Origin of the sequence: Streptomyces sp. NPDC048434, from assembly GCF_043200375.1 — a bacterium.
Classification (GTDB): domain Bacteria; phylum Actinomycetota; class Actinomycetes; order Streptomycetales; family Streptomycetaceae; genus Streptomyces.
Genome location: NZ_JBICXQ010000046.1, coordinates 1 through 23,444 on the forward strand (window position 1 = coordinate 1; position 23,444 = coordinate 23,444).

General features: G+C 70.3%; 21 protein-coding genes and 1 pseudogene. 13 read left to right on the forward strand and 9 right to left on the reverse strand.

Annotated features, from left to right (window positions below):
• From ACGFWI_RS36440 to ACGFWI_RS36450, 3 genes and pseudogenes are all read right to left on the reverse strand, one after another.
• Positions 1-128: pseudogene (locus ACGFWI_RS36440) on the reverse strand (hydroxypyruvate isomerase); the annotation flags it as partial.
• A 113-nt stretch (positions 129-241) separates the two neighbouring features.
• Complete coding sequence (gcl, locus tag ACGFWI_RS36445) at positions 242-2,023, reverse strand: glyoxylate carboligase (RefSeq protein ID WP_393910367.1); 1,782 nt, start codon at positions 2,021-2,023, stop codon at positions 242-244.
• Between the two features lie 921 nt (positions 2,024-2,944).
• On the reverse strand, positions 2,945-4,171 hold the full coding sequence (locus tag ACGFWI_RS36450; RefSeq protein WP_393910368.1) for an acyl-CoA dehydrogenase family protein: 1,227 nt from the start codon (positions 4,169-4,171) through the stop codon (positions 2,945-2,947).
• Positions 4,172-4,335: 164 nt separating this feature from the next.
• On the opposite strand from ACGFWI_RS36450, the gene ACGFWI_RS36455 reads away from it, so the two are divergent.
• Positions 4,336-4,983, forward strand: coding sequence for a TetR family transcriptional regulator (locus ACGFWI_RS36455; protein WP_393910369.1), 648 nt, complete (start codon positions 4,336-4,338; stop codon positions 4,981-4,983).
• A 36-nt stretch (positions 4,984-5,019) separates the two neighbouring features.
• Here ACGFWI_RS36455 and def read toward each other — a convergent pair whose 3' ends face one another.
• Positions 5,020-5,577: a peptide deformylase gene (gene def, locus ACGFWI_RS36460; protein ID WP_393910370.1), complete on the reverse strand. Its 558-nt coding sequence runs from the start codon at positions 5,575-5,577 to the stop codon at positions 5,020-5,022.
• A 185-nt stretch (positions 5,578-5,762) separates the two neighbouring features.
• On the opposite strand from def, the gene ACGFWI_RS36465 reads away from it, so the two are divergent.
• The 5 genes from ACGFWI_RS36465 to ACGFWI_RS36485 all read left to right on the forward strand — a co-directional run bounded on the left by ACGFWI_RS36465 (position 5,763) and on the right by ACGFWI_RS36485 (position 10,324).
• Positions 5,763-7,001 carry a MurT ligase domain-containing protein gene (locus ACGFWI_RS36465; protein ID WP_393910371.1) on the forward strand — a complete coding sequence of 413 codons (1,239 nt, stop codon included), beginning with the start codon at positions 5,763-5,765 and terminating at the stop codon, positions 6,999-7,001.
• A 38-nt stretch (positions 7,002-7,039) separates the two neighbouring features.
• On the forward strand, positions 7,040-7,768 hold the full coding sequence (locus tag ACGFWI_RS36470) for a type 1 glutamine amidotransferase (protein WP_086716724.1): 729 nt from the start codon (positions 7,040-7,042) through the stop codon (positions 7,766-7,768).
• Between the two features lie 190 nt (positions 7,769-7,958).
• Positions 7,959-8,984: a 6-phosphofructokinase gene (locus ACGFWI_RS36475; protein WP_393910372.1), complete on the forward strand. Its 1,026-nt coding sequence runs from the start codon at positions 7,959-7,961 to the stop codon at positions 8,982-8,984.
• A gap of 116 nt (positions 8,985-9,100) precedes the next feature.
• Positions 9,101-10,060, forward strand: a complete 960-nt coding sequence (locus tag ACGFWI_RS36480) for a cytochrome c oxidase assembly protein (RefSeq protein WP_393910373.1) — start codon at positions 9,101-9,103, stop codon at positions 10,058-10,060.
• Positions 10,061-10,165: 105 nt separating this feature from the next.
• The gene (locus ACGFWI_RS36485) at positions 10,166-10,324 is read left to right on the forward strand and encodes a hypothetical protein (protein WP_030076233.1); all 159 of its coding nucleotides are present in this window, start codon (positions 10,166-10,168) and stop codon (positions 10,322-10,324) included.
• Between the two features lie 24 nt (positions 10,325-10,348).
• On the opposite strand, the gene ACGFWI_RS36490 is transcribed toward ACGFWI_RS36485, so the two are convergent.
• Both ACGFWI_RS36490 and ACGFWI_RS36495 read right to left on the reverse strand, forming a co-directional pair.
• Positions 10,349-10,738 (reverse strand): SSI family serine proteinase inhibitor, encoded by a 390-nt coding sequence (locus tag ACGFWI_RS36490; RefSeq protein ID WP_393910374.1) that lies wholly within the window; start codon positions 10,736-10,738, stop codon positions 10,349-10,351.
• A gap of 268 nt (positions 10,739-11,006) precedes the next feature.
• Positions 11,007-11,678: a hypothetical protein gene (locus tag ACGFWI_RS36495; protein ID WP_393910375.1), complete on the reverse strand. Its 672-nt coding sequence runs from the start codon at positions 11,676-11,678 to the stop codon at positions 11,007-11,009.
• Positions 11,679-11,833: 155 nt separating this feature from the next.
• Between ACGFWI_RS36495 and ACGFWI_RS36500 the strand changes: the two genes are divergently transcribed.
• Positions 11,834-12,583, forward strand: coding sequence for a type 1 glutamine amidotransferase domain-containing protein (locus tag ACGFWI_RS36500; RefSeq protein ID WP_393910376.1), 750 nt, complete (start codon positions 11,834-11,836; stop codon positions 12,581-12,583).
• Positions 12,584-12,629: 46 nt separating this feature from the next.
• Here the strand turns inward: ACGFWI_RS36500 and ACGFWI_RS36505 are convergent, their stop codons facing one another.
• Both ACGFWI_RS36505 and ACGFWI_RS36510 read right to left on the reverse strand, forming a co-directional pair.
• Positions 12,630-13,574 carry an amidohydrolase family protein gene (locus tag ACGFWI_RS36505; protein ID WP_393910377.1) on the reverse strand — a complete coding sequence of 315 codons (945 nt, stop codon included), beginning with the start codon at positions 13,572-13,574 and terminating at the stop codon, positions 12,630-12,632.
• 72 nt (positions 13,575-13,646) lie between these two features.
• Complete coding sequence (locus ACGFWI_RS36510) at positions 13,647-15,047, reverse strand: sugar porter family MFS transporter (protein WP_393910378.1); 1,401 nt, start codon at positions 15,045-15,047, stop codon at positions 13,647-13,649.
• A 310-nt stretch (positions 15,048-15,357) separates the two neighbouring features.
• Between ACGFWI_RS36510 and ACGFWI_RS36515 the strand changes: the two genes are divergently transcribed.
• The 6 genes from ACGFWI_RS36515 (at position 15,358) to ACGFWI_RS36540 (ending at position 21,631) form a co-directional block, all read left to right on the forward strand.
• Positions 15,358-16,377: a LacI family DNA-binding transcriptional regulator gene (locus tag ACGFWI_RS36515; RefSeq protein WP_393910379.1), complete on the forward strand. Its 1,020-nt coding sequence runs from the start codon at positions 15,358-15,360 to the stop codon at positions 16,375-16,377.
• A gap of 217 nt (positions 16,378-16,594) precedes the next feature.
• Positions 16,595-18,223 carry a glycoside hydrolase family 32 protein gene (locus tag ACGFWI_RS36520; RefSeq protein ID WP_393910380.1) on the forward strand — a complete coding sequence of 543 codons (1,629 nt, stop codon included), beginning with the start codon at positions 16,595-16,597 and terminating at the stop codon, positions 18,221-18,223.
• 83 nt (positions 18,224-18,306) lie between these two features.
• Positions 18,307-19,035 (forward strand): lysophospholipid acyltransferase family protein, encoded by a 729-nt coding sequence (locus ACGFWI_RS36525; RefSeq protein ID WP_393910381.1) that lies wholly within the window; start codon positions 18,307-18,309, stop codon positions 19,033-19,035.
• Positions 19,036-19,124: 89 nt separating this feature from the next.
• Complete coding sequence (locus tag ACGFWI_RS36530; RefSeq protein ID WP_393910382.1) at positions 19,125-20,180, forward strand: NAD-dependent epimerase/dehydratase family protein; 1,056 nt, start codon at positions 19,125-19,127, stop codon at positions 20,178-20,180.
• Between the two features lie 113 nt (positions 20,181-20,293).
• Positions 20,294-21,118 carry a TIGR02452 family protein gene (locus ACGFWI_RS36535; RefSeq protein ID WP_393910401.1) on the forward strand — a complete coding sequence of 275 codons (825 nt, stop codon included), beginning with the start codon at positions 20,294-20,296 and terminating at the stop codon, positions 21,116-21,118.
• A gap of 21 nt (positions 21,119-21,139) precedes the next feature.
• Complete coding sequence (locus ACGFWI_RS36540; protein WP_393910402.1) at positions 21,140-21,631, forward strand: YbaK/EbsC family protein; 492 nt, start codon at positions 21,140-21,142, stop codon at positions 21,629-21,631.
• A gap of 78 nt (positions 21,632-21,709) precedes the next feature.
• Here ACGFWI_RS36540 and ACGFWI_RS36545 read toward each other — a convergent pair whose 3' ends face one another.
• Positions 21,710-23,347: an alpha/beta hydrolase gene (locus ACGFWI_RS36545; RefSeq protein WP_393910383.1), complete on the reverse strand. Its 1,638-nt coding sequence runs from the start codon at positions 23,345-23,347 to the stop codon at positions 21,710-21,712.
• Between the last annotated feature and the right edge of the window lie 97 nt (positions 23,348-23,444).

Sequence of the window (23,444 nt, forward strand, 5' to 3'; positions counted from 1 at the left end):
ACCCACGGCCACCACAACTCCACCGCCGTGAAACCCACCGCCCGCGCGGCCCCCGGCCGCTCCAACAACGGAAGCTCAGTGAACAGAATCGACAGATTGACGTTGAAGCGCGTGTCCGAGAAACCCATCAGGGCCGACACTCCTTCCGGATAACGGATTTGGGAACTGATCTACGGGATGACGGTGAGCCGGGCGAGAGGATCGAGGACGCCCGGCTCACCACGCGACGCCGGAGTCGCCGTCAGACCTTGAGCGGCTTGATCGCGGTGGGCGCATGGCCCGGCTCGGTCGCGATGTCCTCCCACTCGTTGACACTGGCGATGTCGGTACCGCTCATCGAGATGTTGGTGATCCGCTCGAGGATCGCCTCGACCACGACCGGGACGCGGTGTTCGGCGGCCAGCTTCTTGGCCTCCTCGAAAGCGGCGCCCAGCTCGCTCGGGTCGGTGACGCGGATGGCCTTGCAGCCCAGGCCCTCGGCGACCTTGACGTGGTCCACGCCGTAGACGCCCAGTTCCGGCGCGTTGATGTTCTCGAACTCCAGGTTGACCTGGAAGTTGATGTCGAGGTTGCGCTGCGCCTGACGGATCAGGCCCAGGTACGCGTTGTTCACCAGGACATGCACGTACGGGATCTTGTGCTGAGCGCCGACGGCCAGCTCTTCGAGCATGAACTGGAAGTCGTAGTCACCGGAGAGGGCGACCACCGGCGTCTCCGGGTCGGCGGTGGCCACACCCAGCGCGGCGGGGATGGTCCAGCCGAGCGGGCCGGCCTGGCCGCAGTTGATCCAGTGGCGCGGCTTGTAGACGTGCAGCATCTGCGCGCCGGCGATCTGGGAGAGACCGATGGTGGTCACATAGCGGGTCTCCGGGCCGAAGGCCTTGTTCATCTCCTCGTAGACGCGCTGCGGCTTCATCGGGATGTCGTCGAAGTGCGTACGGCGCTGGAGCTGGGCCTTGCGCACCTGGGTGGAGGCGGCCCAGTCACTGCGGTCGGGGAGCTTACCGGCGGCCTTGAGCTCCTTGGCCACCTCGACGAACAGCTCCAGCGCGGCCTTGGCGTCGGAGGCGATCCCGTAGTCCGGAGCGAAGATCTTGCCGATCTGGGTCGGCTCGATGTCGACATGGACGAACTTCCGGCCCTGGGTGTAGACGTCGAGCTTGCCGGTGTGCCGGTTGGCCCAGCGGTTGCCGATGCCCAGGACGAAGTCGGACTCCAGGAAGTTCGCGTTGCCGTAGCGGTGCGAGGTCTGCAGGCCGACCATGCCGGCGTTGAGCTCATGGTCGTCGGCGAGGATTCCCCAGCCCATCAGGGTGGGGACGACCGGGGTGCCGGTCAGCTCGGCGAACTCGACCAGCAGCTCGGAGGCATCGGCGTTGATGATGCCGCCACCGGCGACGATCAGGGGGCGCCGGGACTCGTTGAGGAGCGTGAGGGCCTTCTCGACCTGGGCTCGGGTCGCGGTCGGCTTGAAGGCCGGCAGCGGCTCATACGTCTCGGGGTCGAAGTCGATCTCCGTCAGCTGGACGTCGATCGGCAGGTCGATCAGGACCGGGCCGGGCCGCCCGGAGCGCATCAGGTGGAAGGCCTGCTGGAAAACCCCGGGGACCTGCGCGGCCTCCATGACCGTGGTGGCGGCCTTGGTGACCGGCTTGGCGATCGAGGCGATGTCGACGGCCTGGAAGTCCTCCTTCTGGATCACCGCGGTCGGGGCCTGGCCGGTGATGCACAGGATCGGGATCGAGTCACCGATCGCGGAGTAGAGACCGGTGATCATGTCCGTGCCGGCCGGGCCGGAGGTACCGATGCAGACGCCGATGTTGCCGGGGTGGGTCCGGGTGTACCCCTCCGCCATGTGCGAGGCGCCCTCGACATGGCGGGCCAGCGTGTGGTCGATCTCGCCCGCGGCCTTGAGCGCTGCGTAGAAGGGGTTGATCGCGGCACCCGGCACTCCGAAGGCGTTGGTCACGCCCTCACGCTTGAGGATCTCCACCGCGGCGCGAGCGGCTGTCATTCGAGGCATCGAGTACTCCTGCGTCGACCTGTCACGGGCAAGCTCCGACGAAGGGCCGGAGGGGGATCAATTCCGCATCATGGAATTAATGTTTTGCTTTATGGAAGGAACGTAGAACGCAGCGACCCACCCGTCAAGGGGAGGCCGAGCCTCCGCTGCCTGGATGCCCGCAGCGAGGAGAGGGCGAGGTGGACGCCCGCGTGACGCGCAGGACACGAAGGGGACGAGGGGCCGAGCGGACCGAGCGGGCCGAGCGGGCCGAGCGGCGACGTGTCCAGCTACCGGTGACCGGCGTTGACCCGACCGACACCACGCGAACACAGCTGAGCCCCACCACAACTCCCTTGCGGTGGGGCTCCCTTACAGAGGTCAGCGGTTGTCGCCGGGGGATTCCCCTCCCCCACCCCGCACACGGTGACCAACCCGCTCTTCGAGCGTCGCCATTCGACGAAGGCGGTGACGAGCAATGTGCGGCGACTTCGCCGAAGCGGGCACTTGCGCTGACGACCGCACAACCACGACACGGCGAATACTATCCACTGGTTGAAGGTTGTATGAGCGATTTCCGATACGTCGTGCCGTTGCCGTTGGCCGGGCCCGACGGCCAACACACAGAAGCTCCGAACCGCCGGGGTTTTCACCGTTCTCGGTCTGCACCCGTGCGCCCGTCGGAGGCCGGGGCGGTCACGCCGGCGCCGCCGCGCACGCCCGGCCCACCGGCCCGTCGGGCGTCACGGCCATATCCGTACCGCGAATTCGCCCCCACCCCGCCGCATGCCCCGACCGTCGAGTTGAGCTCCCCGATATCTCCCACAGCCGAATTCCGGAATCCATTTTCCGGCGCTCGACCAGCACATGCGTGGGCCCCACCCGATGACCGGGCGGGGCCCACGCAATTAACCACTCCGCGCGCTTTACCGCACGTACGGTTCAGCGGATCGGCATCCCGGAAACCGTGCGGGCAATCACCAGTCGCTGGATTTCGCTGGTGCCCTCGAAAATGGTGTAGATAGCGGCATCACGGTGCATCCGCTCGACCGGGTATTCGCGGGTGAAGCCGTTGCCGCCGAGGATCTGTACGGCCTGGGCGGTGACCTTTTTGGCGACCTCGCTGGCGAAGAGCTTGGACATGGAGCCTTCGGCGGAGGTGAACGGCTTGCCCGCCACGGCCATCCACGAGGCACGCCAGACCAGCAGGCGGGCGGCGTCGATCTGGGTACGCATATCGGCGAGCTGGAAGGCCACACCCTGGTTGTCGATGATCGGGCGGCCGAACTGGGAGCGGGTTTTGGCGTATTCCAGTGCCTCTTCGTAGGCCGCGCGGGCGGTGCCGACCGCCATCGCGCCGACGGCCGGGCGGGAGGCCTCGAAGGTGGCCATGGCGGCGTTCTTCACGCGCTCGCCGCCGCTCTTGGCCTTCTCACGGGCACGGGCGAGGCGCTCGTCGAGCTTCTCCTTGCCGCCGAGCAGGCAGTGGCCGGGGACCCGGACGTCCTCCAGGACGACCTCGGCGGTGTGCGAGGCGCGGATGCCGTGCTTCTTGAACTTCTGCCCCTGGGAGAGGCCGGGGGTGTTCGGGGGGACGATGAACGAGGCATGGCCCTTGGAGCCGAGTTCGGGGTCGACGGCCGCGACGACGACATGGACGTTGGCGATCCCGCCGTTGGTGGCCCAGGTCTTGGTGCCGTTGAGGACCCACTCGTCCTTGGCCCCGTCGTAGACCGCGCGGGTACGCATCGCGGCGACATCCGAGCCGGCGTCCGGTTCCGACGAGCAGAAGGCGGCGACCTTGACATCGCCGGCGTCGCCGTACATCTGCGGGACCCAGGTGCCGATCTGCTCCTCGGTGCCGTTCGCGAGCACACCGACGGCGGCGAGCCCGGTGCCCACGATCGACAGGCCGATGCCGGCGTCGCCCCAGAACAGCTCCTCCATGGACATCGGGATGCCGAGGCCGGTGGGGTCGAAGAATTGCTGGGCGTAGAAGTCCAGCGAGTACAGGCCGATCTTGGCGGCTTCCTGGATGACGGGCCAGGGGGTCTCCTCGCGCTCGTCCCATTCGGCGGCGGCGGGGCGCATGACGTCCGCGGCGAAGCCGTGAACCCAGTCACGGACTTCCTTCTGCTCGTCGTTGAGCTCCATGGTGAACTCGGCCATGTTCCCCTCCACTGCTACCAGGCACTACCGTTGTTACTTGCGGTAACCCGCAGTGTGTTACTCACCAGTAGGGGATGTCAACTCCCCTGAGGACGAATTCACCGTGGAGTTCGGGTGTTACGTTGCGCGAGCGCCACAGATTCACAAGGGTGGGGAGCACGACCATGGAAAGCACAAAGCACAGCGGCCGCCAGCAGACGGCGACCGAGCGCAGACGGCGGGAGCTGTTGGAGGCCGCCGAGCGCATTGTGCTGCGCGACGGCCCGGACGCATCGATGAACGCCATCGCCGCCGAGGCCGGCATCACCAAGCCGATCCTCTACCGGCACTTCGGCGACAAGGGCGGGCTGTACCGCGCACTCGCCGTACGGCACACCGATGCCTTGCTGGCCAATCTGGCGACCGCGCTCGACGCGCCCGTCCTGCGCCGGGACCGCGTCGAGGCCACCCTCGACGCGTACCTGCTCGCGATCGAGGCCCGGCCTCAGGTGTACCGCTTCCTGATGCATCCGTCGGACGAGGACACCGCGTCGGAGTCCGGCTTCGACGTCGGGCGGCACTCCGCACCGCTGCTGCGCCGGCTCGGCGAGGAGCTGGCCAAGGTGATCACCGACCGGCTCGACCTGGGGCCGGGTGGCGAGCTGTCGGCACGCGTATGGGGACACGGCATCGTCGGCATGATGCACGGCGCGGGTGACTGGTGGCTGCGGGAACGTCCTTGTTCGCGCGAGCAGTTGGTCACGCAGCTGGCCGATCTGCTCTGGGGGCAGCTGGCCGCGGTCGAGGACCGCGCGGACGGTCCGGGCTTCTGAGCACCGGACCGTGAAACGGCAGGAGGCGCCGGTCGCTCAGCGGCCGGACGCCGCCGTTGCCGCCCACGGTGCCCTGGCCGCCGCGCGCAGCGCGCGGCGGCGGCGCAGCCCGGTGAGGCGGTCGACGTACAGCCCGCCGTCGAGGTGGTCGCACTCGTGCTGGAGGCAGCGGGCGAAGAAGCCGGTGCCGGTCACGGTCCTGGGCTCGCCGGTGACGCTGAACCCGCTCACGACGGTGTGGTCGTGGCGCGGAGTGCCGGCCTCGATGCCGGGGAGCGAGAGACAGCCCTCGGGCCCGCGGACGACCGGGCCGTCGGCCTCGACGAGCCGGGGGTTCACCAGATGCCCGAGGTGGCGGCGTTCCTCGTCGTCGGGGCAGTCGTAGACGAACACCCGGAGCGGGACGCCGATCTGATTGGCGGCAAGGCCCACACCGTGCGCGGCGTACATCGTCGCGTACATGTCCTCGACCAGCCGGGCCAGCTCGCCGTCGAAGGCGGTGACCTCCCGGCAGGGCTCGGTCAGGGCCGGATCGCCGAGCAGGCGCAGCGGGCGGACCCGGCCGGAACTGCCGGGGATGGTGCGGGGAGGCATGGGGGTAAGCGTACGGTCCGGCGCGCCCGGGATGTCGTCGGACGGGTGGCGGGGTTCGGGCCCGGGGCCGGATCTCGATAGGCTGATCCCCGACCGAAGCCTCGGCCGGTCATCGGCTGCGGAGGAAGCGTTCCATCGGCAGCCTCAGGGCAGGCGGGCGCCGGATGCAAGGAGGATCAAGGACGATGGCAGGCAACACGGACCCGCTGTCGCCGCGGGCCAAGCTGGCCGTGACGGCGGGCAAGGCCGCGGCGGCGGTATCGCGCGCGGCGGGCCGCGGCAGCGGATCGGTGATCGGTGGCCGGGTGGCGCTCAAGCTCGACCCCGACCTGCTGGCGCGGCTGGCCCGGCACTTGGACGTCATCCTGGTGTCGGCGACCAACGGCAAGACGACGACGACGCGACTGATCGCGGAGGCGCTGCGGGCCAGTGGCCCGGTGGTCTCCAACGCGCTCGGCGCCAACATGCCGGCGGGCATCACCTCCGCCCTGGCCGGTGGCTCGGACGCCCGTTACGGCGTCATCGAGGTGGACGAGAAGTACCTCGCCGGCGTGGCACGCGATGTGACGCCGAAGGCCATAGCGCTGCTGAACCTCTCGCGCGACCAGCTCGACCGCGCCGCGGAGACCCGGATGCTGGCCGAGCACTGGCGCGAGGGCCTGGCCGGTTCCAAGGCCCTGATCATCGCCAACGCGGACGACCCGCTGATCGTCTGGGCGGCCTCGTCGTCCGCGAATGTGGTGTGGGTCGCGGCCGGGCAGGAGTGGAAGGACGACGCCTGGTCCTGCCCCTCGTGCGGTGGTGTGATGCAGCGGCCGGGCGAGGACTGGTTCTGCGCCGAGTGCGGATTCCGCCGTCCCACGCCCAGCTGGGCACTGTCCGGCGATCATGTTCTCGACCCGCACGGCAGCGCCTGGCCGATCAAGCTGCAGCTGCCGGGGCGTGCCAACAAGGCGAACGCCACCACGTCCGCCGCGGTCGCTGCCGCCTTCGGGGTGCCGCCGCAGGTGGCCCTGGAGCGGATGTTCTCGGTGCAGGCGGTGGCCGGCCGCTACGACGTGGTCACCTTCCTGGAGCGGGAGCTGCGGCTGCTGCTGGCGAAGAACCCGGCCGGCTGGCTGGAGACGTTCTCGCTGATCGACCCGCCGCCCACCCCCGTGATCATGTCGGTGAACGCCCGCGGCGCGGACGGCACGGACACCTCCTGGCTGTGGGACGTCGACTACACCCGGCTCGCCGGGCACCCGATCTTCGTACTCGGCGACCGCAAGCTGGACCTGGCGGTGCGCCTGGAGGTCGCGGGCCTGGACTTCCAGGTGTGCGAGAGCCTCGAAGAGGCGGTGCAGCTGGCACCGCCCGGCCGCATCGAGGTCATCGCCAACTACACGGCCTTCCAGGACCTGCGCCGGCGCGTGGGCAACTGAGTGCGGTCCACCGACGTGAGGGACAAGGACGAGCGAGCATGAGTGACAACAGCCTGCGCCTGGTGTGGATCTACCCGGACCTGCTGAGCACGTACGGCGACCAGGGGAACGCCCTGGTGGTGGAGCGGCGGGCGCGCCAGCGCGGTCTGGACGTCCAGCGCCTGGACGTACGGTCCGACCAGCAGATTCCCACCTCCGGCGATATCTATCTGATCGGCGGCGGCGAGGACCGGCCGCAGCGGCTGGCGTCCGAGCGGCTGATCCGCGACGGCGGGCTGAGCCGCGCGGTCTCCAACGGCGCGATCGTCTTCTCGGTGTGCGCCGGCTACCAGATCCTGGGGCACGAGTTCATCAATGACCTCGGGGAGCGGCAGGAGGGCCTGGGGCTGCTGGACGTGGTCAGCACCCGCGGCGAGGCCGAGCGCTGTGTCGGCGACGTACTCGCCGATATCGACCCGCAGTTGGGGCTGCCGCCGCTGACCGGCTTCGAGAACCACCAGGGCGTGACGCACCTGGGCAAGACCGCCCGGCCGTTCGCCAAGGTGCGGTTCGGCAAGGGCAACGGCGTCGGCGACGGCTACGAGGGCGCATGGAACGACACCGTCTTCGGTACGTACATGCACGGGCCGGTGATGGCGCGCAATCCGCATATCGCCGATCTGCTGATCAAGCTGGCGCTGGATGTCAATGCGCTGCCTCCGGTGGAGGACCGCTGGTACGAGGCGTTGCGTCAGGAGCGGATCGCCGCGGCGACTCAGCCTGCTTGATACCACTTCGTCCCGGTTTCGAGCGGTTCGCCGTCGGCGACGCCCGCCCGAATTCCACCCTTTTCGTACGCCCGCAGTCCGCACTGCGGGCGTACGTGTTCCCGGCGGCCCCGCGCTTGTAGGGTGAGCGGGATCCAACCGGACGACGGGGTCCGGGCCCCCGGTTGAGTTGCAGAGGGTTTTTCGAGCAATGCGTATTGGTGTACTCACCTCCGGCGGCGACTGCCCCGGCTTGAACGCCGTCATCCGCTCCGTCGTCCATCGCGCCACCGCCGATCACGGCGATGAGGTGATCGGCTTCCGCGACGGCTGGAAGGGCCTGCTGGAGTGCGACTACCGCAAGCTCGACCTCGACGCCGTCGGCGGCATCCTGGCGCGCGGCGGCACCATCCTCGGGTCCTCGCGGGTACAGCCCGCGCATCTGCGGGACGGCGTGGAGCGGGCCCGTGGCCATGTCGCCGAGCTGGGCCTGGACGCGATCATCCCGATCGGCGGCGAGGGCACGCTGAAGGCGGCGCGGCTGCTGTCGGACGCCGGGCTGCCGATCGTCGGCGTACCGAAGACCATCGACAACGACATCGCGGTCACGGACGTGACGTTCGGCTTCGACACCGCGGTGGGTGTGGCCACCGAGGCGCTGGACCGGCTCAAGACCACCGCCGAATCCCATCAGCGGGTGATGATCGTCGAGGTGATGGGGCGGCACACCGGCTGGATCGCGCTGCACTCGGGGATGGCGGCCGGTGCGCACGCGATCGTGGTGCCGGAGCGGCCCTTCGACATCGAGGAGCTGACCGCGCGGGTCGCCGAGCGGTTCGAGGCCGGCAAGAAGTTCGCGATCGTGGTCGTCGCCGAGGGCGCCAGGCCGCGCGAGGGCACCATGTCCTTCGACATCGGCGGCAAGGACATGTACGGCCATGAGCGGTTCGCCGGTGTCGCCCGGCAGCTCTCCGTGGAGCTGGAGGACCGCCTCGGCAAGGAGGCCCGGCCGGTGATACTCGGGCACGTCCAGCGCGGCGGCACCCCGACCGCGTACGACCGGGTGCTCGCCACCCGCTTCGGCTGGCACGCCGTCGAGGCCGCGCACCGTGGCGACTTCGGGATGATGACGGCACTGCGCGGCACCGACATCACGCTGGTGTCGCTGGCCGAGGCCGTGGAGACGCTCAAGACGGTGCCGGCGGAGCGCTACGACGAGGCCGAGTGCGTGCTGTGACCTGGGTGACCTCAGTGCTTTAGCTCGTGCGGTACGAACCGCCCCCGGCCGATCCGCGTGCCGGGGGCGGTTCTAGTCTTGTCGCCGGAGCATTGGTACGAATCAGGAGCGAGCGGATGGATCACAGCGGGCACGGCATGGACGGCATGAACATGGATCTGCCGCCGTTCACGCTGGCGCGGGGCCTGGAGTTCGGTGGTGATCCGTTCTTTCTCGTCGGCTGCCTGCTGGGACTCGGGCTGTACGGCTGGGCGGTGATCCGGCTGCGGCGGCGCGGTGATGCCTGGCCGGTGGGCCGGACCGTGGCCTGGGCCGTGGGCGTCCTGACGGTGGCACTGGTGATGTGCACCCGGATCAACGACTACGGCATGGCGATGTTCAGCGTGCACATGGTCCAGCACATGGTCATCAGCATGCTCTCGCCGATCCTGCTGCTGCTCGGGGCGCCGGTGACGCTGGCACTGCGTGCGCTGCCGGCCGCCGGGCGCGGCCGCAAGGGACCGCGCGAACTGCTGGTGGCGCTGCTGCACAGCCGCTACATGCGGATCATCACGCATCCGGCGTTCACCATCCCGCTGTTCATCGCGAGTCTCTACGCGCTCTACTTCTCGCCGCTGTTCGACTTCCTGATGGAGTCCCGGGCCGGGCACATCGGGATGATGGTGCACTTCCTCGCGGTCGGCCTGGTGTTCTTCTGGCCGATCATGGGCGTCGACCCGGGCCCGCACCGGCCGGGCTATGTGATGCGGATGCTGGAGCTGTTCGCGGGCATGCCGTTCCACGCCTTCTTCGGTATCGCGCTGATGATGGCCACGGAACCGATGGTGGACACCTTCCTGCACCCGCCGTCCTCGCTCGGGATCGAGGCGCTGTCCGACCAGTCGGCCGCCGGCGGCATTGCCTGGGCCTTCAGTGAGATCCCGTCCGTGGTGGTACTGATCGCTCTGGTCTTCCAGTGGTACAAGTCCGAGGAGCGTCAGTCGCAGCGCGCGGACCGGGCCGCCGATCGCGACGGCGACAAGGAACTGGCCGACTACAACGCCTATCTCGCCTCGCTCAACGCACGGGGGCAGTGACGGCGGGTCGCCACTCTGGCGGTACGGGCCGCGGCCGGGGACGATGGTCCCATGGCCGCGGCCCGTGGCACGGGTGTCCCGGGCCGCCGTGAGGAGGTTGCGGGTATGCCCGGATCTGCTAGGACGATGGCCGTGTGCACGGTGGGCGGACTGGTGGTGGCGACCGCCTACACCGTGGCGATGGGCGCCAATGGCTGGCTCTGGTTCTCCTGGGTGGTGCTGGCACTGGTGACGATCGGCGTGGTCGCGGCGCGGCCGGTCTGAGCCCGCCGGTGCGGGTGCGCCGCCTCAGAAGCGGAACAAGGGCCCGGTCGCGGAGTCCATCGTGCAGGCGTTGGGGTACTCCTTGTGCCAGTTCACCACGACGCCGTGCCAGGTGCCGGTCGCGGTGGCGGTGACCGGGTCGAACTCCCTGGTGCAGGCCTGCGGCTCGCCGGGCAGTGCGTCCAGGTTCCCGCGCGCCCAGGTCAGCGCCTCGCAGGCGGCGGCCGCGTGCGGATGTCTGCCGTGGATGTCCGGGCAGCTGAGCCGCACCCCCCGGCTCCAGGTGTTGCCGGACCCGGACACGGTCAGCAGCAGGCCCTGATCGGCGACCGGCGGCTCGTCGGCGTGCGCCGAGCCGGTGGAGAGCGTGCCGAGCAAGGCCGCGGACAGGGCGGCGAGCGCGGACACGGACACGGACACGGTCAGGGTGGCAGGGATGGATCGGCGTCGACGGCTCACGGGCATCGATGTCTCCTGGGAAAGCTCGGTGGGATCGCCTGCGGGAGCCTGACAGCGACGCGTGGCGCCCGGCGGCCCCAGGCCACCTCGCCGGACCCCGGCGGACAAGCGGCCACGCCGTGAGGTCGCCCGTACGGACCTTCGATTGCCGCCCTGGAGACATCGGAGACAAGGGTGGCCGGCAGCGGAGGAGGCGACTCCGCTGCCGGCCACCGGACCGGGATCAGCCCACGCGCTCGATGCGGGCGCGGCGGATCAGGAACTTCCCCTCCTCACGTACCTGCTCGAATGCCGCGTTGTTGAGCAGGGCACAACTGCCCGACGTCGACGTCACGGAGACGGTCGTCGACTTGTTGTTGTCCAGGTTGGTCACCTTCAGTTTGGTCCCGGTGGGGAACTGGTTGCTGGATGCCGCCGGGGCGCCGCCCTCGCCGGAGAGCGTCACCGTCGAGCCGGCGCAGACCACATCGCCGCCGGCGGCCGGCGGGGCCGCGGAGGCGGAGGCGTCATCGGAGGCGGAAGGATCCGCCGACCCGGGCGGAGCCTCCGAGGCGGGCGGGGCACTGGAGGCGGGCGGCTCACTGCCCGTCGGCGGAGCGCCCGCGGCGTCGCCCCCGCCTTCCCCACCCGAGCAGCCGGCGGCTTTCTGCTTGACCTGGATCTCCTTGATCACGGCTTGGCGGTTGGCGATCCGTGCCGCCGACTGGGCGTCCGGCTTCGCCTGCTGGTCGGCGATGAACTTCTGGTTGTTGCTCAGGGCGGTGGCCAGTCCGTCGCACGCCACGGATGCCTGGCTGGTGCCCGTGGTGGCGATGGCGATGCCGCCGACCATCGCGGCGGCGCTGACGCAGATGAGGATCTTCTGACGCCGGCCGACTCTCTTCTTCCGGGACATCTTCTGACTCCTGTCCTCGGCCCGGACCCTGGGTCCAGGCTCGTTCGCCGGGCAATACGGCGAGTCAACCGGCCCGCACTCAAGGCGAGTTGAAAGTTGTCCGGGGATGCCAAAGCGGATACCGGACGGAAACACGGGCCTGCGATGATGTCCCGGTGCGCGTGCTGATGCCGGTCCCCGACCGCGATTTCGATGTCACCGAAGTGGCTGTGCCCTGGCGGCTGCTCACCGACGCCGGCCATCAGGTCGTCTTCGCCACCGAACAGGCCGGCACCCGGCCCGCATGCGATCCGCGGCTGCTGACCGGTGTCCTGTTCGGACAGCTCGGCGCCGCGGAAGAACCCCGGCGTTTCTACGAAGCACTCGCCCGGAGCGAGGAGTTCAGCGCGACCGTCGGCTGGGCGGAGCTGGCCCCGGAGGAGTACGACGGGCTGATTCTCCCGGGCGGACATGCCCCGGGGATGCGGCAGTACCTGGGCTCGGAGGTGCTGCAGCAGCAGATCAGCAGGTTCTGGGCGCTGGACCGGCCGGTCGGCGCGATCTGCCACGGCGTGCTGGTGGCGGCGCGGGCACGGGAGGCGTCCACCGGCCGCAGCCTGCTGGCGGACCGGCGGACGACCTGTCTGCCCAAGTACATGGAGCGGTCGGCGTACCTGGCCACCGCATGGCGGCTCGGCCGCTACTACCGTACGTATCCGGCGTATGTGGAGGACGAGGTCAGGGCCGCGCTGGACGGCCCGGACGCCCGCTTCGAGCGGGGGCCGAGGGTCCTGGCCGCGCGGGGCACCGCGACCGACGACTCCGCTGCGTTCGTCGTGCAGGACGGCCGCTATCTCTCGGCGCGCTGGCCGGGCGATGCCTATCTCTTCGGGCGCCGGTTCCGTGCCCTCCTGGAAGCCTCGTAGCGCGGAGGGGACAGTGGCGCCCCGGCCATGATCCGTCGGGCCTGCCCTACGTATCGCGCCGCCGGATCAGCCGGGCCCCCGCTGTCAGCACCTCCTCGGCCCGCTCCGGCGGAAGGGCTTCCTGGAGGAACGAGACGGCCCGGCACAGCTGTTGACCGCTCTGGTAGGGGAAGTCGGTGCCGAGCAGCAGCCGGCCGGCGCCGTAGGACTCGGCGGCGGCACGCACGGCGGGTACATGGCCGTGGGCGACCGTGTCGTACCACATGCGGCGGGCCGCCTCGGTGGGCTTCTCGACGACGTCCGGGGCCTCCCAGGGGAGGTGGTCGTCGGCGCGGGGCAGCAGCATCGGCAGGGCGCCGCCGAGATGGGAGTGGATGATCCGCAGGCGGGGAAAGCGGCGGGGGATCCCCTCCAGGATGAGGTGCATCGCGCAGATGGTGTCCTCCGTCGGCGCGCCGACCATCCAGCGCATCCGGTGGGCGGCGATCAGGGGTGATCCGGCGTCATGGCCGGAGGGGTGCAGGGACAGCACGCCGCCACGCCGGTCGAGTTCCTCGAAGAGCGGGGTGAAGGCGGGGTCGCCGAGGCTGCGGCCGAGGACATCGGTGGTGACGCCGACGCCCACCATGCCGAGTTCGCCGAGCGCGCGGGCCAGTTCCTCCAGGGACGGGTCCAGGTGGGGCAGCGGGAGCGCGGCGAACGCGGAGAAGCGGGCGAGCCAGTCGCGGACCAGACCGGCGAGGTGGTCATTGGCGTGCCGGGCGGCCGTGACCGCCTGGCCGGCGTCCGCGAAGTACGGGCCCTGGGGCGACACGGACAGGATCTGGTGGTCGATTCCGGCCGCGTCGTTCATCGCGAACCGGGCGTCCAGCTCCTGAGTGCTGTCCCCGGCCCCCAGGCCGCGGTGCGCGGCGGCGTCCCGGCGTCCGTAGGACTCCAGGAGCCGGAGGTAGGCCTCGCTCCACACGTGGGCCTGCACATCGGTCCGCATCCCCTTCAGCTTCCCGCCGGGCCCTGGACGTGTCCACCGGGGCCGTACGGCGGGAAGGTCAGCGTTCCGCCGTCACCCGCCGTCCGGGGTCCGGCCGCGCAGTGAGGCGGTGATGTCCTCCAGGCTCCGGCCCTTGGTCTCCGGCAGCCGGCGGTGGAGGTAGAGCACACCGAGGAGGCCGAAGGCCGCGTAGAGCCAGAACAGGCCGGTCGGGGTCAGGGCGTTGATGGTGGTGAGGACGGTGAGGGAGATGACGAAGTCCAGACCCCAGTGCGTCATATTGCCGAACGAGGCGGCCTTGCCGCGGATCGCGGTGGGGAAGATTTCGCTGTTGATGAGCCAGATCGCCAGCCCCAGGCTGGGCGCGAACGCACCGATGTACAGGCAGAGGGCGGCCACCAGGAGCCCGCTGGAGGCGGGTTGCCCGCCGTTGCCGAGGTAGAGCGCGCCGAGCAGGACCAGCGCCAGCACGACGACACCGGTGCCACCGAGCAGCAGAGGGCGACGGCCCACGCGGTCGACGAGGAGGAGGGCGACGGCGGTGAGGACCATGTTGACCAGGCCGATGCCCAGCGAGGACAGGATCGCCGCGGAGCTGGCGAAACCGGCCTGCTTGAGCATGGTGGGTGCGTAATAGATGACCGCGTTGACACCGACGAGCTGGTTGGTGGCCGCGACGACCACGCCGAGCAGCACCGCGGGCCGCATCGCCGGGCGCAGCAGATCGCGGTAGCCGAAGGTCGCCTCCCGGGCGGCAAGGGACTGGATCTCGCGGATCTCGCCGTCGGCCTCCTCGGCGGTGCGGGTCCGGCGCAGCACCTGGCGTGCCTCCTCCGCCCGGCCGTGGGTGAGCAGCCAGCGCGGGCTCTCGGACAGCCGCAGCACTCCGGCGAACATGGCGAGCGAGGGTACACAGCCCAGGCCGAGCATCCATCGCCATCCGTGCTGGTCGTCGAAGGCGTATCCGACCAGGTAGGAGACGAAGATGCCGACGGTGATCATCAGCTGGTTGAGCGAGACCAGCCGCCCGCGGCTCTCCTTGGGGGCGATCTCGGCGATATACGCGGGCACGGTGAGGGACGCCGTACCGATGGCCAGGCCCAGCACGAAGCGGGCGGCGATCAGCACGGTGTCGTCGGGGGCGGCGGCCGAGCCGAGCGCGCCCACGGTGAAGACCGCGGCGGCGGCGAGCAGGGTGCGGCGGCGGCCCACGGCGTCGGTGACCGCGCCGCTGACCAGGACCCCGACGATGGCGCCGAGCAGCAGCGCTGCCACGGTGACCTGCTGCATACCGGAGCTCAGACCGAACTCGGGGGCGAGGTAGAGCAGGGCCGAGGAGATGATCCCGGTGTCGTAGCCGAACAGGAAGCCGCCGAGTGCGGCGACGGCGGAGGCGCCGAGGACGGCGGTGCGGGCATTGCCGCGGGGCGGTGCGTCGGGATCGGGCGCGGAGACGGTGTCGGTGCGGGACAACGAGGGCTCCTTCGAAGGGGCTGACGTGGTCGGGCGGGTGCGGTCGTGGCGGTGCCCCGCCGCCCCGTTCGTGCGTCGGCCGGAACGGGGCGGCGGTGTCGGCGCCGCGTCGGGCTGCGGCGGGAAGCGGCGGTCACGGACGCGGTCGGCACACGACGTCGGGTGCCGGGCATCCGGTCGGGAAACGACCGCACACGGTTGGGCATCGTGGTCCCTCCGGAGATTTCGCGCAAGCGTTTGCGCAAGCGCTTGTCCTAACGGATCAGTAACGTACGATCCCGTGTACGGGTAGGCCGAAGAGGAGGCGCGCATGGCGACCATGGCCGACGTGGCACGTCAGGCCGGGGTCTCGGTCTCGACCGTGTCCCATGTCATCAACGGGACGCGGTTCGTGAAGGACGAGACCCGCGAGCAGGTGCTGGAGGCCATGCGCAGCTCGGGCTACATCCCGAACACCATCGCCCGCTCGCTGGTGACGGCGAGCACCCGGACCATCGGTCTCGCGGTCTCGGCGGTCACCAATTTCCACTTCGCCGACATGGTCTCGGCCATCGACGCCACCGCGCGCGCCGCCGGCTACACCCTGCTGATAGCCGATACCCACGACGATCCCGCGGAGGAGCTGCGGGTGGTGCAGAACCTGCACCAGCGCCGCGTCGACGGGCTGCTGCTGGCGACCGCGGCCGGCGCCCGGGGTGCGGCGCTGCGCTATCTCAAGGACACCGGACTCCCGACCGTCCTCATCGACCGCTGCGCCTCCACCTCGTTCGATCAGATCGGCACCGCCAACGTCGAGTCCACCGCCCGTCTGGTGGACCACCTCGCCGACCTGGGGCACACCCGTATCGGCATGATCGCCGGCCGCCGTGGCGTACGCACCAGCTCCGAACGGGTCCGCGGCTGGCAGCGCGGCATGGCCCGCCAAGGTCTCGACGCGGGACAGGAGTTGGTCGTCTCCGGGCACTCGCACGCGTACACCGCCCAGCAGGCCACCGAGCGGCTGTTGTCCGGCGAGCGCCCGCCGAGCGCGCTGGTGGTCGGCAACAACCACATGACGCTCGGTGTGCTGCGCGCCCTGTCCCGGAAGAGCGTCAAGGTGCCGCAGGACCTCGCCCTGTGCGTCTTCGACGACTTCGAGTGGGCCGATCTGCTGCAGCCCCAGCTCACCGCGATCGCCCAGCCGGTCGAGGAGATCGGCGCCCGGTCCGTACGGATGCTCATCGACCGGCTCGCCGACCCGGCCGGGGCGAAGCGGACCGTCCTGCTCGAACCCACGCTGGTGCACCGGACGTCCTGCGGCTGTCCGCCGGGAGGGCCACGCGCCGACTGAGCTACGTCTGGACATCGGCGAGCCTGCACTCTTACAGTCACCCCCGGACGTTTCCGGGAAACGGGAACGTCCGCCATCCGGCCGTGATCGTCGGCAGCGGCCGCTGTCTCACCGCCTGTCCCAGCCATCCGGTTCGTCGGGAGCCGTTGACGCGGGCGGGCCTCAATCGGCAGGCACCCGGCCCGAGTTGGCCGTGCCGCCCTACTGGAGGCATCCCATGCCCGACACCCCGTACTTCAGCCGACGCGGCATCCTGACGACCGGCCTGGGCCTGGCCGGTGCCGGCGCCCTGGGAACGTGGTCCACCGCTCCGGCAGCCGCGCTCCCGGCCGCTCCGTACGCCGCGGGGCAGCGCGAGCCCTACCGCCCTGGGGTCCACTTCACACCGGCCCGCAACTGGATGAACGACCCCAACGGCCTGATCCACCACCGCGGCAGGTACCACCTGTTCTTCCAGTACAACCCGTCCGGCAACACCTGGGGCAACATGTCCTGGGGCCACGCCGTCAGCAGCGATCTCGTCCACTGGGAGGAACTCCCGGTCGCCCTCCCCCAGGACGAGCAGGAGATGGTGTTCTCCGGCAGCGTGGTGTGCGACCGCAACAACACCAGCGGGCTGGGGACGACGGCGGCGCCGCCGCTCGTCGCCGTCTACACGAGCATGGTCAAGGCCACCGGCGGCCAGCGGCAGTCGCTCGCCTTCAGTACCGACGACGGCACGACCTGGACGAAGTACTCCGGCAACCCCGTCCTCGACATCGGGTCGGACAACTTCCGCGACCCCAAGGTCTTCTGGCACGCCCCCACCGGACAATGGGTGATGGCCGTGGCGCTGGCCGCCGAGCACCGGATCCGCTTCTACGGCTCCCCGGACCTGCGGCACTGGACGCACCTGAGCGATTTCGGCCCGAGCGGGGCGACCGGCGGGGTGTGGGAGTGTCCCGATCTGTTCCCGCTGACGGTCGACGGCGATCCGCTGCACACCAGGTGGGTCCTGGTCGTCAACCTCAACCCCGGTGGCCCGGCGGGCGGTTCGGGCGCGCAGTACTTCATCGGTGACTTCGACGGTCACCGCTTCACCGCCGATCCCCGGCTGCCGGCGCGCTGGCTGGACCACGGCGCCGACGCCTATGCGGCCGCCACCTACAACGACGCCCCCGACGGCCGCCGGATCATGATTGCCTGGATGAACAACTGGCTGTACGGGGAGAAGATCCCCACCAGCCCGTGGCGCAGCGCCATGACCTTCCCGCGCGAACTGGGCCTGCGCGCCACCGCGGACGGCGGTACGGTTCTCGTACAGCGTCCGGTCGGCGAAGTACGCGGTCTGCGCGGCCGTCCACTCGCACAGATCGCGAACCGGCCGGTCGAGCCCGGCGCGACGCGGCTGCTGCGGGACACCGGACAGTCGTACGAGATCGAGGCCGAGCTGCGGCCGGACGGCGCCCGGCGCTTCGGTCTGGACGTGCGCACCGGGGCCGGCCACCGCACCCGGATCGGTTATGACACCCGGAGCGGGGAGCTGTTCCTCGACCGGACCGCCGCGGGCGAGGGGGACTTCGCAGCGGAGTTCCCCGCCGTGCACCGCGCGCCCGTCGGCCTCACCGGCGGCGGACTGCGGCTGCGGCTGCTCGTGGATGCCTCGTCGGTGGAGGTGTTCGCCGACGGCGAGGCGAGGTGCCTGACCGACCAGATATTCCCCGGCCCGGCCGACACCGGGCTGGAGGTGTTCGCCGAGGGCGGCGGCGCTCATCTGACCCGCCTCACCGTGTGGCCGCTGGGCACCGGAAAAGAGTCAGCATCGATCCGGCCGAAGGTGGTTACCCGCGACGGCACTTGCCCATAGAATCACTGGCCGTCTCCGGGAGCCCCTTGTGACCTGGAACGATGGAGCCGCCCAGGCGAGCCGACGGAATGGGGAGCTGCCCTGTGCTCTACCAGGTGCTGAAGTACCTGCTTCTCGGGCCGTTGCTGCGGCTGGTGTTCCGGCCGCGGATCGAGGGGCTCGATCATGTGCCGGAAGAGGGCGCGGCGATCATCGCGGGCAATCATCTGTCGTTCTCCGATCACTTTGTGATGCCGGCGATCGTGCCGCGCCGGGTGACGTTTCTGGCCAAGGCCGAGTACTTCACCGGGCCCGGTCTGAAGGGGCGGCTGACCGCGGCGTTCTTCCGGGGGGTCGGGCAGATTCCGGTGGACCGGTCCGGAGGCCATGCCTCGCAGGCGGCGATCTCCTCGGGGCTCTCGGTCCTGCGCAAGGGCCGGCTGCTGGGCATCTATCCGGAGGGCACCCGCTCGCACGACGGCCGGCTCTACAAGGGGCGTACCGGCGTCGCCTCGATGGCCATCAAAGCGGGGGTGCCGGTGGTGCCGTGCGCGATGATCGGCACGTTCGAGGCACAGCCGACGGGCCGGCGGCTGCCGCGCATCATGCGGATCACCATCCGCTTCGGCACGCCGCTGGACTTCTCGCGGTATGCGGGGCTGGAGGACGAACGCGCCGCCCTGCGCGCCGTCACCGACGAGATCATGTACGCCATCCTCACGCTGTCCGGCCAGGAGTACGTCGACACCTATGCGGGCGAGGCCAAGGCCGCGGCGCAGGCACAGGCGCGGGCGCACGGACGGCGTGGGCACGGGAAGGGGTCCGCGGGCTGAACGGCCGGCCGGATTTCTCTCCCGGCGCTCTCCTTGCGCCGTGGGCGAACCGTCTGCCGCGGCCCGCTGACGGTCCGTAAAGTCCGGTCATGACCTCAGGCAGCGCAGTGGTGATCGGGGCGAGCGGACAGATCGGGCGGGCGGCGGTGCGGGCCCTGGCGCGGGACGGCTGGGAGGTGCGGGCCGCGTCCCGGCGCGGCGGGCGCGATGACTCCTGGCCCGAGCAGGCCCGCCCGGTGGTGGTGGACCGGGAGGACGACGCTGCGTTGGCCGGGCTGATCGGCGAGGGCTGTGACGTGCTGCTGGACTGTGTGGCGTACGGGGCGGCGCACGCACAGCAGTTGACCGCGCTGGCGGACCGGATCGGTTCGGCGGTGGTGATCTCCAGCGGCGCGGTGTACGAGGACGACCGCGGGCGCAGTTTCGCCACCCAGGGCGAGCCGGACGGCTCCCCGGCCTATCCGTTGCCCCTCCCGGAGTCCCAGCCGACCGTCCCGCCCGGCGACGACAACTACAGCACCCGGAAGATCGCCCTGGAGCGGGCGCTGCTGGCACAGGGCGACCGGCTGCCGGTGACCCTGCTGCGGGCCGGCGCCATTCACGGGCCGTACAGTCCGCTGCCCCGTGAGCTGTACTTCGTCAAGCGGGTGCTGGACGGGCGCCGGGTGCGGGTGCTTGCGTACGGCGGAAGCAGTCGATTCCATCCGGTGCATGTGGCCAACCTCGCTGAGCTGATCCGGCTGGCGGCCCTCCGACCGGGCTCTCGGGTGCTGAACGCGGGGGATCCGCAGGCGCCGACGGTCGCCGGCATCTCGGCGGCGGTGGACGCCGCGATGGGCGCGCCGGAGAGCGAGATCGTGAGGATGGACGGCGCCGCGCCGTCGTCCGGTGTCGGCGAGACGCCGTGGTCGACCGCGCACCCCATCGTCTACGACATGGCGGCGGCGGAGCGCGAGTTGGGCTATCACGCGGTGACGACGTACGAGGAGTCGCTGCCGGAGACGGTGCAATGGCTGACCGACCGGGTCAAGGGGCGGGACTGGTGGGAGGTGTTCCCGACGATGGCCGGCAGCTACCCGGACGAGAAGCTGTTCGGGTATGCGGCCGAGGACCAGTGGCTGGCGGGGCGGGGCCGGCAGGGCTGAGGACGGCGGAGGGCAGGCGGCGGGCAGGCGGCGGGCATCGAAATCCGATCGCGGGGCGCGCCGCCGGCCCGTAACTTGATCTCTATGAAGGATCGGATACGGGGGTGCCGACGATGAGCGCCCGGCTGCGTGGCATGGCACAGGAAACCGAACGGATCGTCGCGGCGGGCGCATACCGCGCACCGAGCGGACGGCTGGTGGAGATCGCGGCGGCGGTCGGACGGGCCCGGTCCGGGACCCGTCTGTACGGACCGCAGCCGGTTCCCGTGGAGGCACCGTCGTCGGGGGTGCGCACGGCGTTCGAAGTGACGGGGGAAGGCAGCCTCACGGCGGGGCGGCGGCTGGCCGAGGCGGGCGGGGGTCCGCTCGCCGTGCTGAATTTCGCCTCCGCGCGCAATCCCGGCGGCGGGTATCTCAACGGTGCGCAGGCCCAGGAGGAGGCGCTGTGCCGGGGCTCGGCGCTCTACACCTGTGTGCGCGAGGCCCCGGACTTCTATGCCACACACCGGGCCGAGCCGAGCCCGTTCTACAGCGACCGGGTCATCCTCTCCCCCGGTGTGCCGGTGTTCCGCGACGACCGTGGCACTTTGCTCGACATGCCGTACGAGGCGGGCTTTCTGACGGCCGCCGCGCCGAATGCGGGGGTGATCGCGCGGCAGCGGCCGGCCGAGACCAGCCGGGTGGCGGCGGCACTGGCGGTGCGTGCGGAACGGGTGCTGGAGGTAGCGGCGGCCGGCGGGCACCGTCAGCTGGTGCTCGGCGCATGGGGCTGCGGGGTGTTCCGTAATGAACCGGCCCAGGTGGCAGGGGCGTTCGCGTCCGCACTGCGGGACGGCGGCCGTTTCACCGGCTGGTTCGACCGTATTGTGTTCGCCGTGCTGGACCGTCGGGCGGACTCCCCCACCAGGGCCGCTTTCTCCGAGGCGTTTCCGGCCTGAGCAGCGAGAGCGGGAGTGCGGATCACGACGACCGAACACGAGACATACACCAAGCTGATCGGCCTGCTGGACGAGCGCGGGGCGCGCTACCGGATCCATGAGCATGCCGAGGAGGGGGCGACGGAGGCGGTCAGCGCGCTGCGCGGGAACGCCGTCGAGCAGGCCGCCAAGTGCATCGTGGTGATGGTCAAGCTGGGCAAGAAGACCAAGCGCTATGTGCTGGCGGTCGTGCCGGGTGACCGGCGGGTGGATCTGGGGGCGGTGAAGGCCCTGCTGGGCGGCTCGTACGCCGGGTTCGCCACGCCAGAGGTCGCGGAACGGCTGGCGCGCAGTGTCAGCGGGACGATCCTGCCGTTCTCCTTCGACGAGGAGCTGGCCTTGGTCGTCGATCCGGCGCTGCTGGAGCAGCCGGAGATCTTCTTCAATGCGGCCCGGCTGGATCGCTCGCTGGCGCTGGTCACGGCGGACTATGTGGCGATCGCGGAGCCACGGGTCGAGGCGATCGCGGGCTGACGACGACAGGGGCGGCCGGGAGGATTCCCGGCCGCCCCTGCGTGCCGTCATGTCATGCCGGCGCTTTTCCTGCCGTCACTAGGGGGCGCCCGGAAGGTCGGAGGCACCCTTGGCGGCGGCCTTCGCCGTCGACTTGCTCGGCTCGGGCGTGGCGTGCGGAGCGCAGGTCACGTCCTTGGCGTCGGTCTTCCCTTCCAGGAAGTACGCGTCGACCCGGTCGTTGATGCAGGGGTTGACCAGACCGGTGACGCCGTGCGATCCGGCGTCCCGCTCGGTGATCAGACGCGAGCCCTTGAAGCGGTGGTGCAGATCGACCGCGCCGCCGTACGGCGTGGCCGCGTCCCGCGTGCTCTGCACGATCAGCACGTTCGGCAGACCCTTGCCGGTCTTGACGTCGACCGGTCGCTGCTGCTTGACCGGCCAGGTGGCGCAGGGCAGGTTCATCCAGGCGTTGGACCAGGTCATGAACGGTGCCTGCTGGTGGATGCGGGTGTTGTCGCGGTCCCACTTCTTCCAGCTGGTGGGCCACTTGGAGTCGGTGCACTCGACGGCCGTGTAGACGGCGTTGCCGTTCTCCGCGGAGATGTTGCCGGCCAGGTCCAGGAGGTTCGGACCGGCGTTCTCCACCAGCGGCTTGGTGTTACCGGAGAGGTACGCACTCCAGACCTCGGCGACCGGGGCCCACATGGAGTCGTAGTACGGCGCGTTCTGGAAGAAGCCGGTGAGCTCAGCGGGGCCGACGACGCCGCTGATGGGGTTCTTCTTGGCGGTCGCCCGCAGCTTCTCCCACGCCGCCTGCACCTTCTCGGGCGTGGCGCCGATGTGGTACGTGGCGTCGTTCTTGGCGACCCACTTCTTCCAGTCGCCCCAACGGGTCTCGAAGGCGATGTCCTGGTCGAGGTTGGCCTGGTACCAGATCTTCTCCCGGGCCGGGTCGACGACGCTGTCGACGAGCATCCGGCGGACGTGATTCGGGAAGAGCGTCCCGTAGACGGCGCCCAGGTAGGTGCCGTAGGAGACGCCCAGGTAGTTGAGCTTCTTCTCACCGAGCGCGGCACGGATCACATCGAGGTCGCGCACGGTGTTCTTGGTCGTCATGTACGGCAGGAGGCCGCCGCTGCGCTCGGCGCAGCCGTCGGCGTACTCCTTGGCGAGCTTGCGCTGGGCGAGCTTGTCGGCCTCGCTGCCCGGCACCGGGTCGGCCTTGGGCGCCTTGACGAACTCCTGCGGGTTCATGCAGGAGATCGGCGCGGAGTGGCCCACGCCCCGGGGGTCAAAACCGACGAAGTCGTACGCCTTCGCGGTCTTGGCCCACAGGGGGCTCTTGGTGGTGATGCGGGCCGGGAACTTCATGCCCGAACCGCCGGGGCCGCCGGGGTTGTAGACGAGGGCGCCCTGGCGCTCCTTCTTGCTGCCGGTGCTGACGGCCCGGTCCACGGCGATCTTGATCGTACGGCCGTTGGGCCGGGCGTAGTTGACCGGGACGGTGACATAGCCGCACTGGATGGGCGACTTGAAGCCCCAGTCGGCGGGGCAGTCCTGCCAGTCGATGCCCTTCTTGGCCGCACGCGCGGCGGCGGTCGCCACACCGCGTGCTTCGGCTGATCCGCCCTGATGCTTTTCGCCCGCGCTGGCGGGCGTGGCGGATATCGCTCCGGCGAGGAGCGCACCGGTCACCAGAGTGCCTGCGGCGCCGAGCGCTGCTGTTTTTCTCACGTGGTTGATTCCCCCTGCATGGTGTGTGCCACTCGTGGCGGCGTTGATCACAGGCTTACGGAGGGATCCTGACGGGTGGCGTCCCCGCTTGAACAGG

Bases quoted from the DNA above. Each gene is read 5' to 3' on its own strand.
- gcl (WP_393910367.1), bottom strand. From the start codon at position 2,023: ATGCCTCGAATGACAGCCGCTCGCGCCGCGGTGGAGATCCTCAAGCGT.
- ACGFWI_RS36450 (WP_393910368.1), bottom strand. From the start codon at position 4,171: ATGGCCGAGTTCACCATGGAGCTCAACGACGAGCAGAAGGAAGTCCGT.
- ACGFWI_RS36455 (WP_393910369.1), top strand. From the start codon at position 4,336: ATGGAAAGCACAAAGCACAGCGGCCGCCAGCAGACGGCGACCGAGCGC.
- def (WP_393910370.1), bottom strand. From the start codon at position 5,577: ATGCCTCCCCGCACCATCCCCGGCAGTTCCGGCCGGGTCCGCCCGCTG.
- ACGFWI_RS36465 (WP_393910371.1), top strand. From the start codon at position 5,763: ATGGCAGGCAACACGGACCCGCTGTCGCCGCGGGCCAAGCTGGCCGTG.
- ACGFWI_RS36470 (WP_086716724.1), top strand. From the start codon at position 7,040: ATGAGTGACAACAGCCTGCGCCTGGTGTGGATCTACCCGGACCTGCTG.
- ACGFWI_RS36475 (WP_393910372.1), top strand. From the start codon at position 7,959: ATGCGTATTGGTGTACTCACCTCCGGCGGCGACTGCCCCGGCTTGAAC.
- ACGFWI_RS36480 (WP_393910373.1), top strand. From the start codon at position 9,101: ATGGATCACAGCGGGCACGGCATGGACGGCATGAACATGGATCTGCCG.
- ACGFWI_RS36485 (WP_030076233.1), top strand. From the start codon at position 10,166: ATGCCCGGATCTGCTAGGACGATGGCCGTGTGCACGGTGGGCGGACTG.
- ACGFWI_RS36495 (WP_393910375.1), bottom strand. From the start codon at position 11,678: ATGTCCCGGAAGAAGAGAGTCGGCCGGCGTCAGAAGATCCTCATCTGC.
- ACGFWI_RS36505 (WP_393910377.1), bottom strand. From the start codon at position 13,574: ATGCGGACCGATGTGCAGGCCCACGTGTGGAGCGAGGCCTACCTCCGG.
- ACGFWI_RS36515 (WP_393910379.1), top strand. From the start codon at position 15,358: ATGGCGACCATGGCCGACGTGGCACGTCAGGCCGGGGTCTCGGTCTCG.
- ACGFWI_RS36520 (WP_393910380.1), top strand. From the start codon at position 16,595: ATGCCCGACACCCCGTACTTCAGCCGACGCGGCATCCTGACGACCGGC.
- ACGFWI_RS36530 (WP_393910382.1), top strand. From the start codon at position 19,125: ATGACCTCAGGCAGCGCAGTGGTGATCGGGGCGAGCGGACAGATCGGG.
- ACGFWI_RS36535 (WP_393910401.1), top strand. From the start codon at position 20,294: ATGAGCGCCCGGCTGCGTGGCATGGCACAGGAAACCGAACGGATCGTC.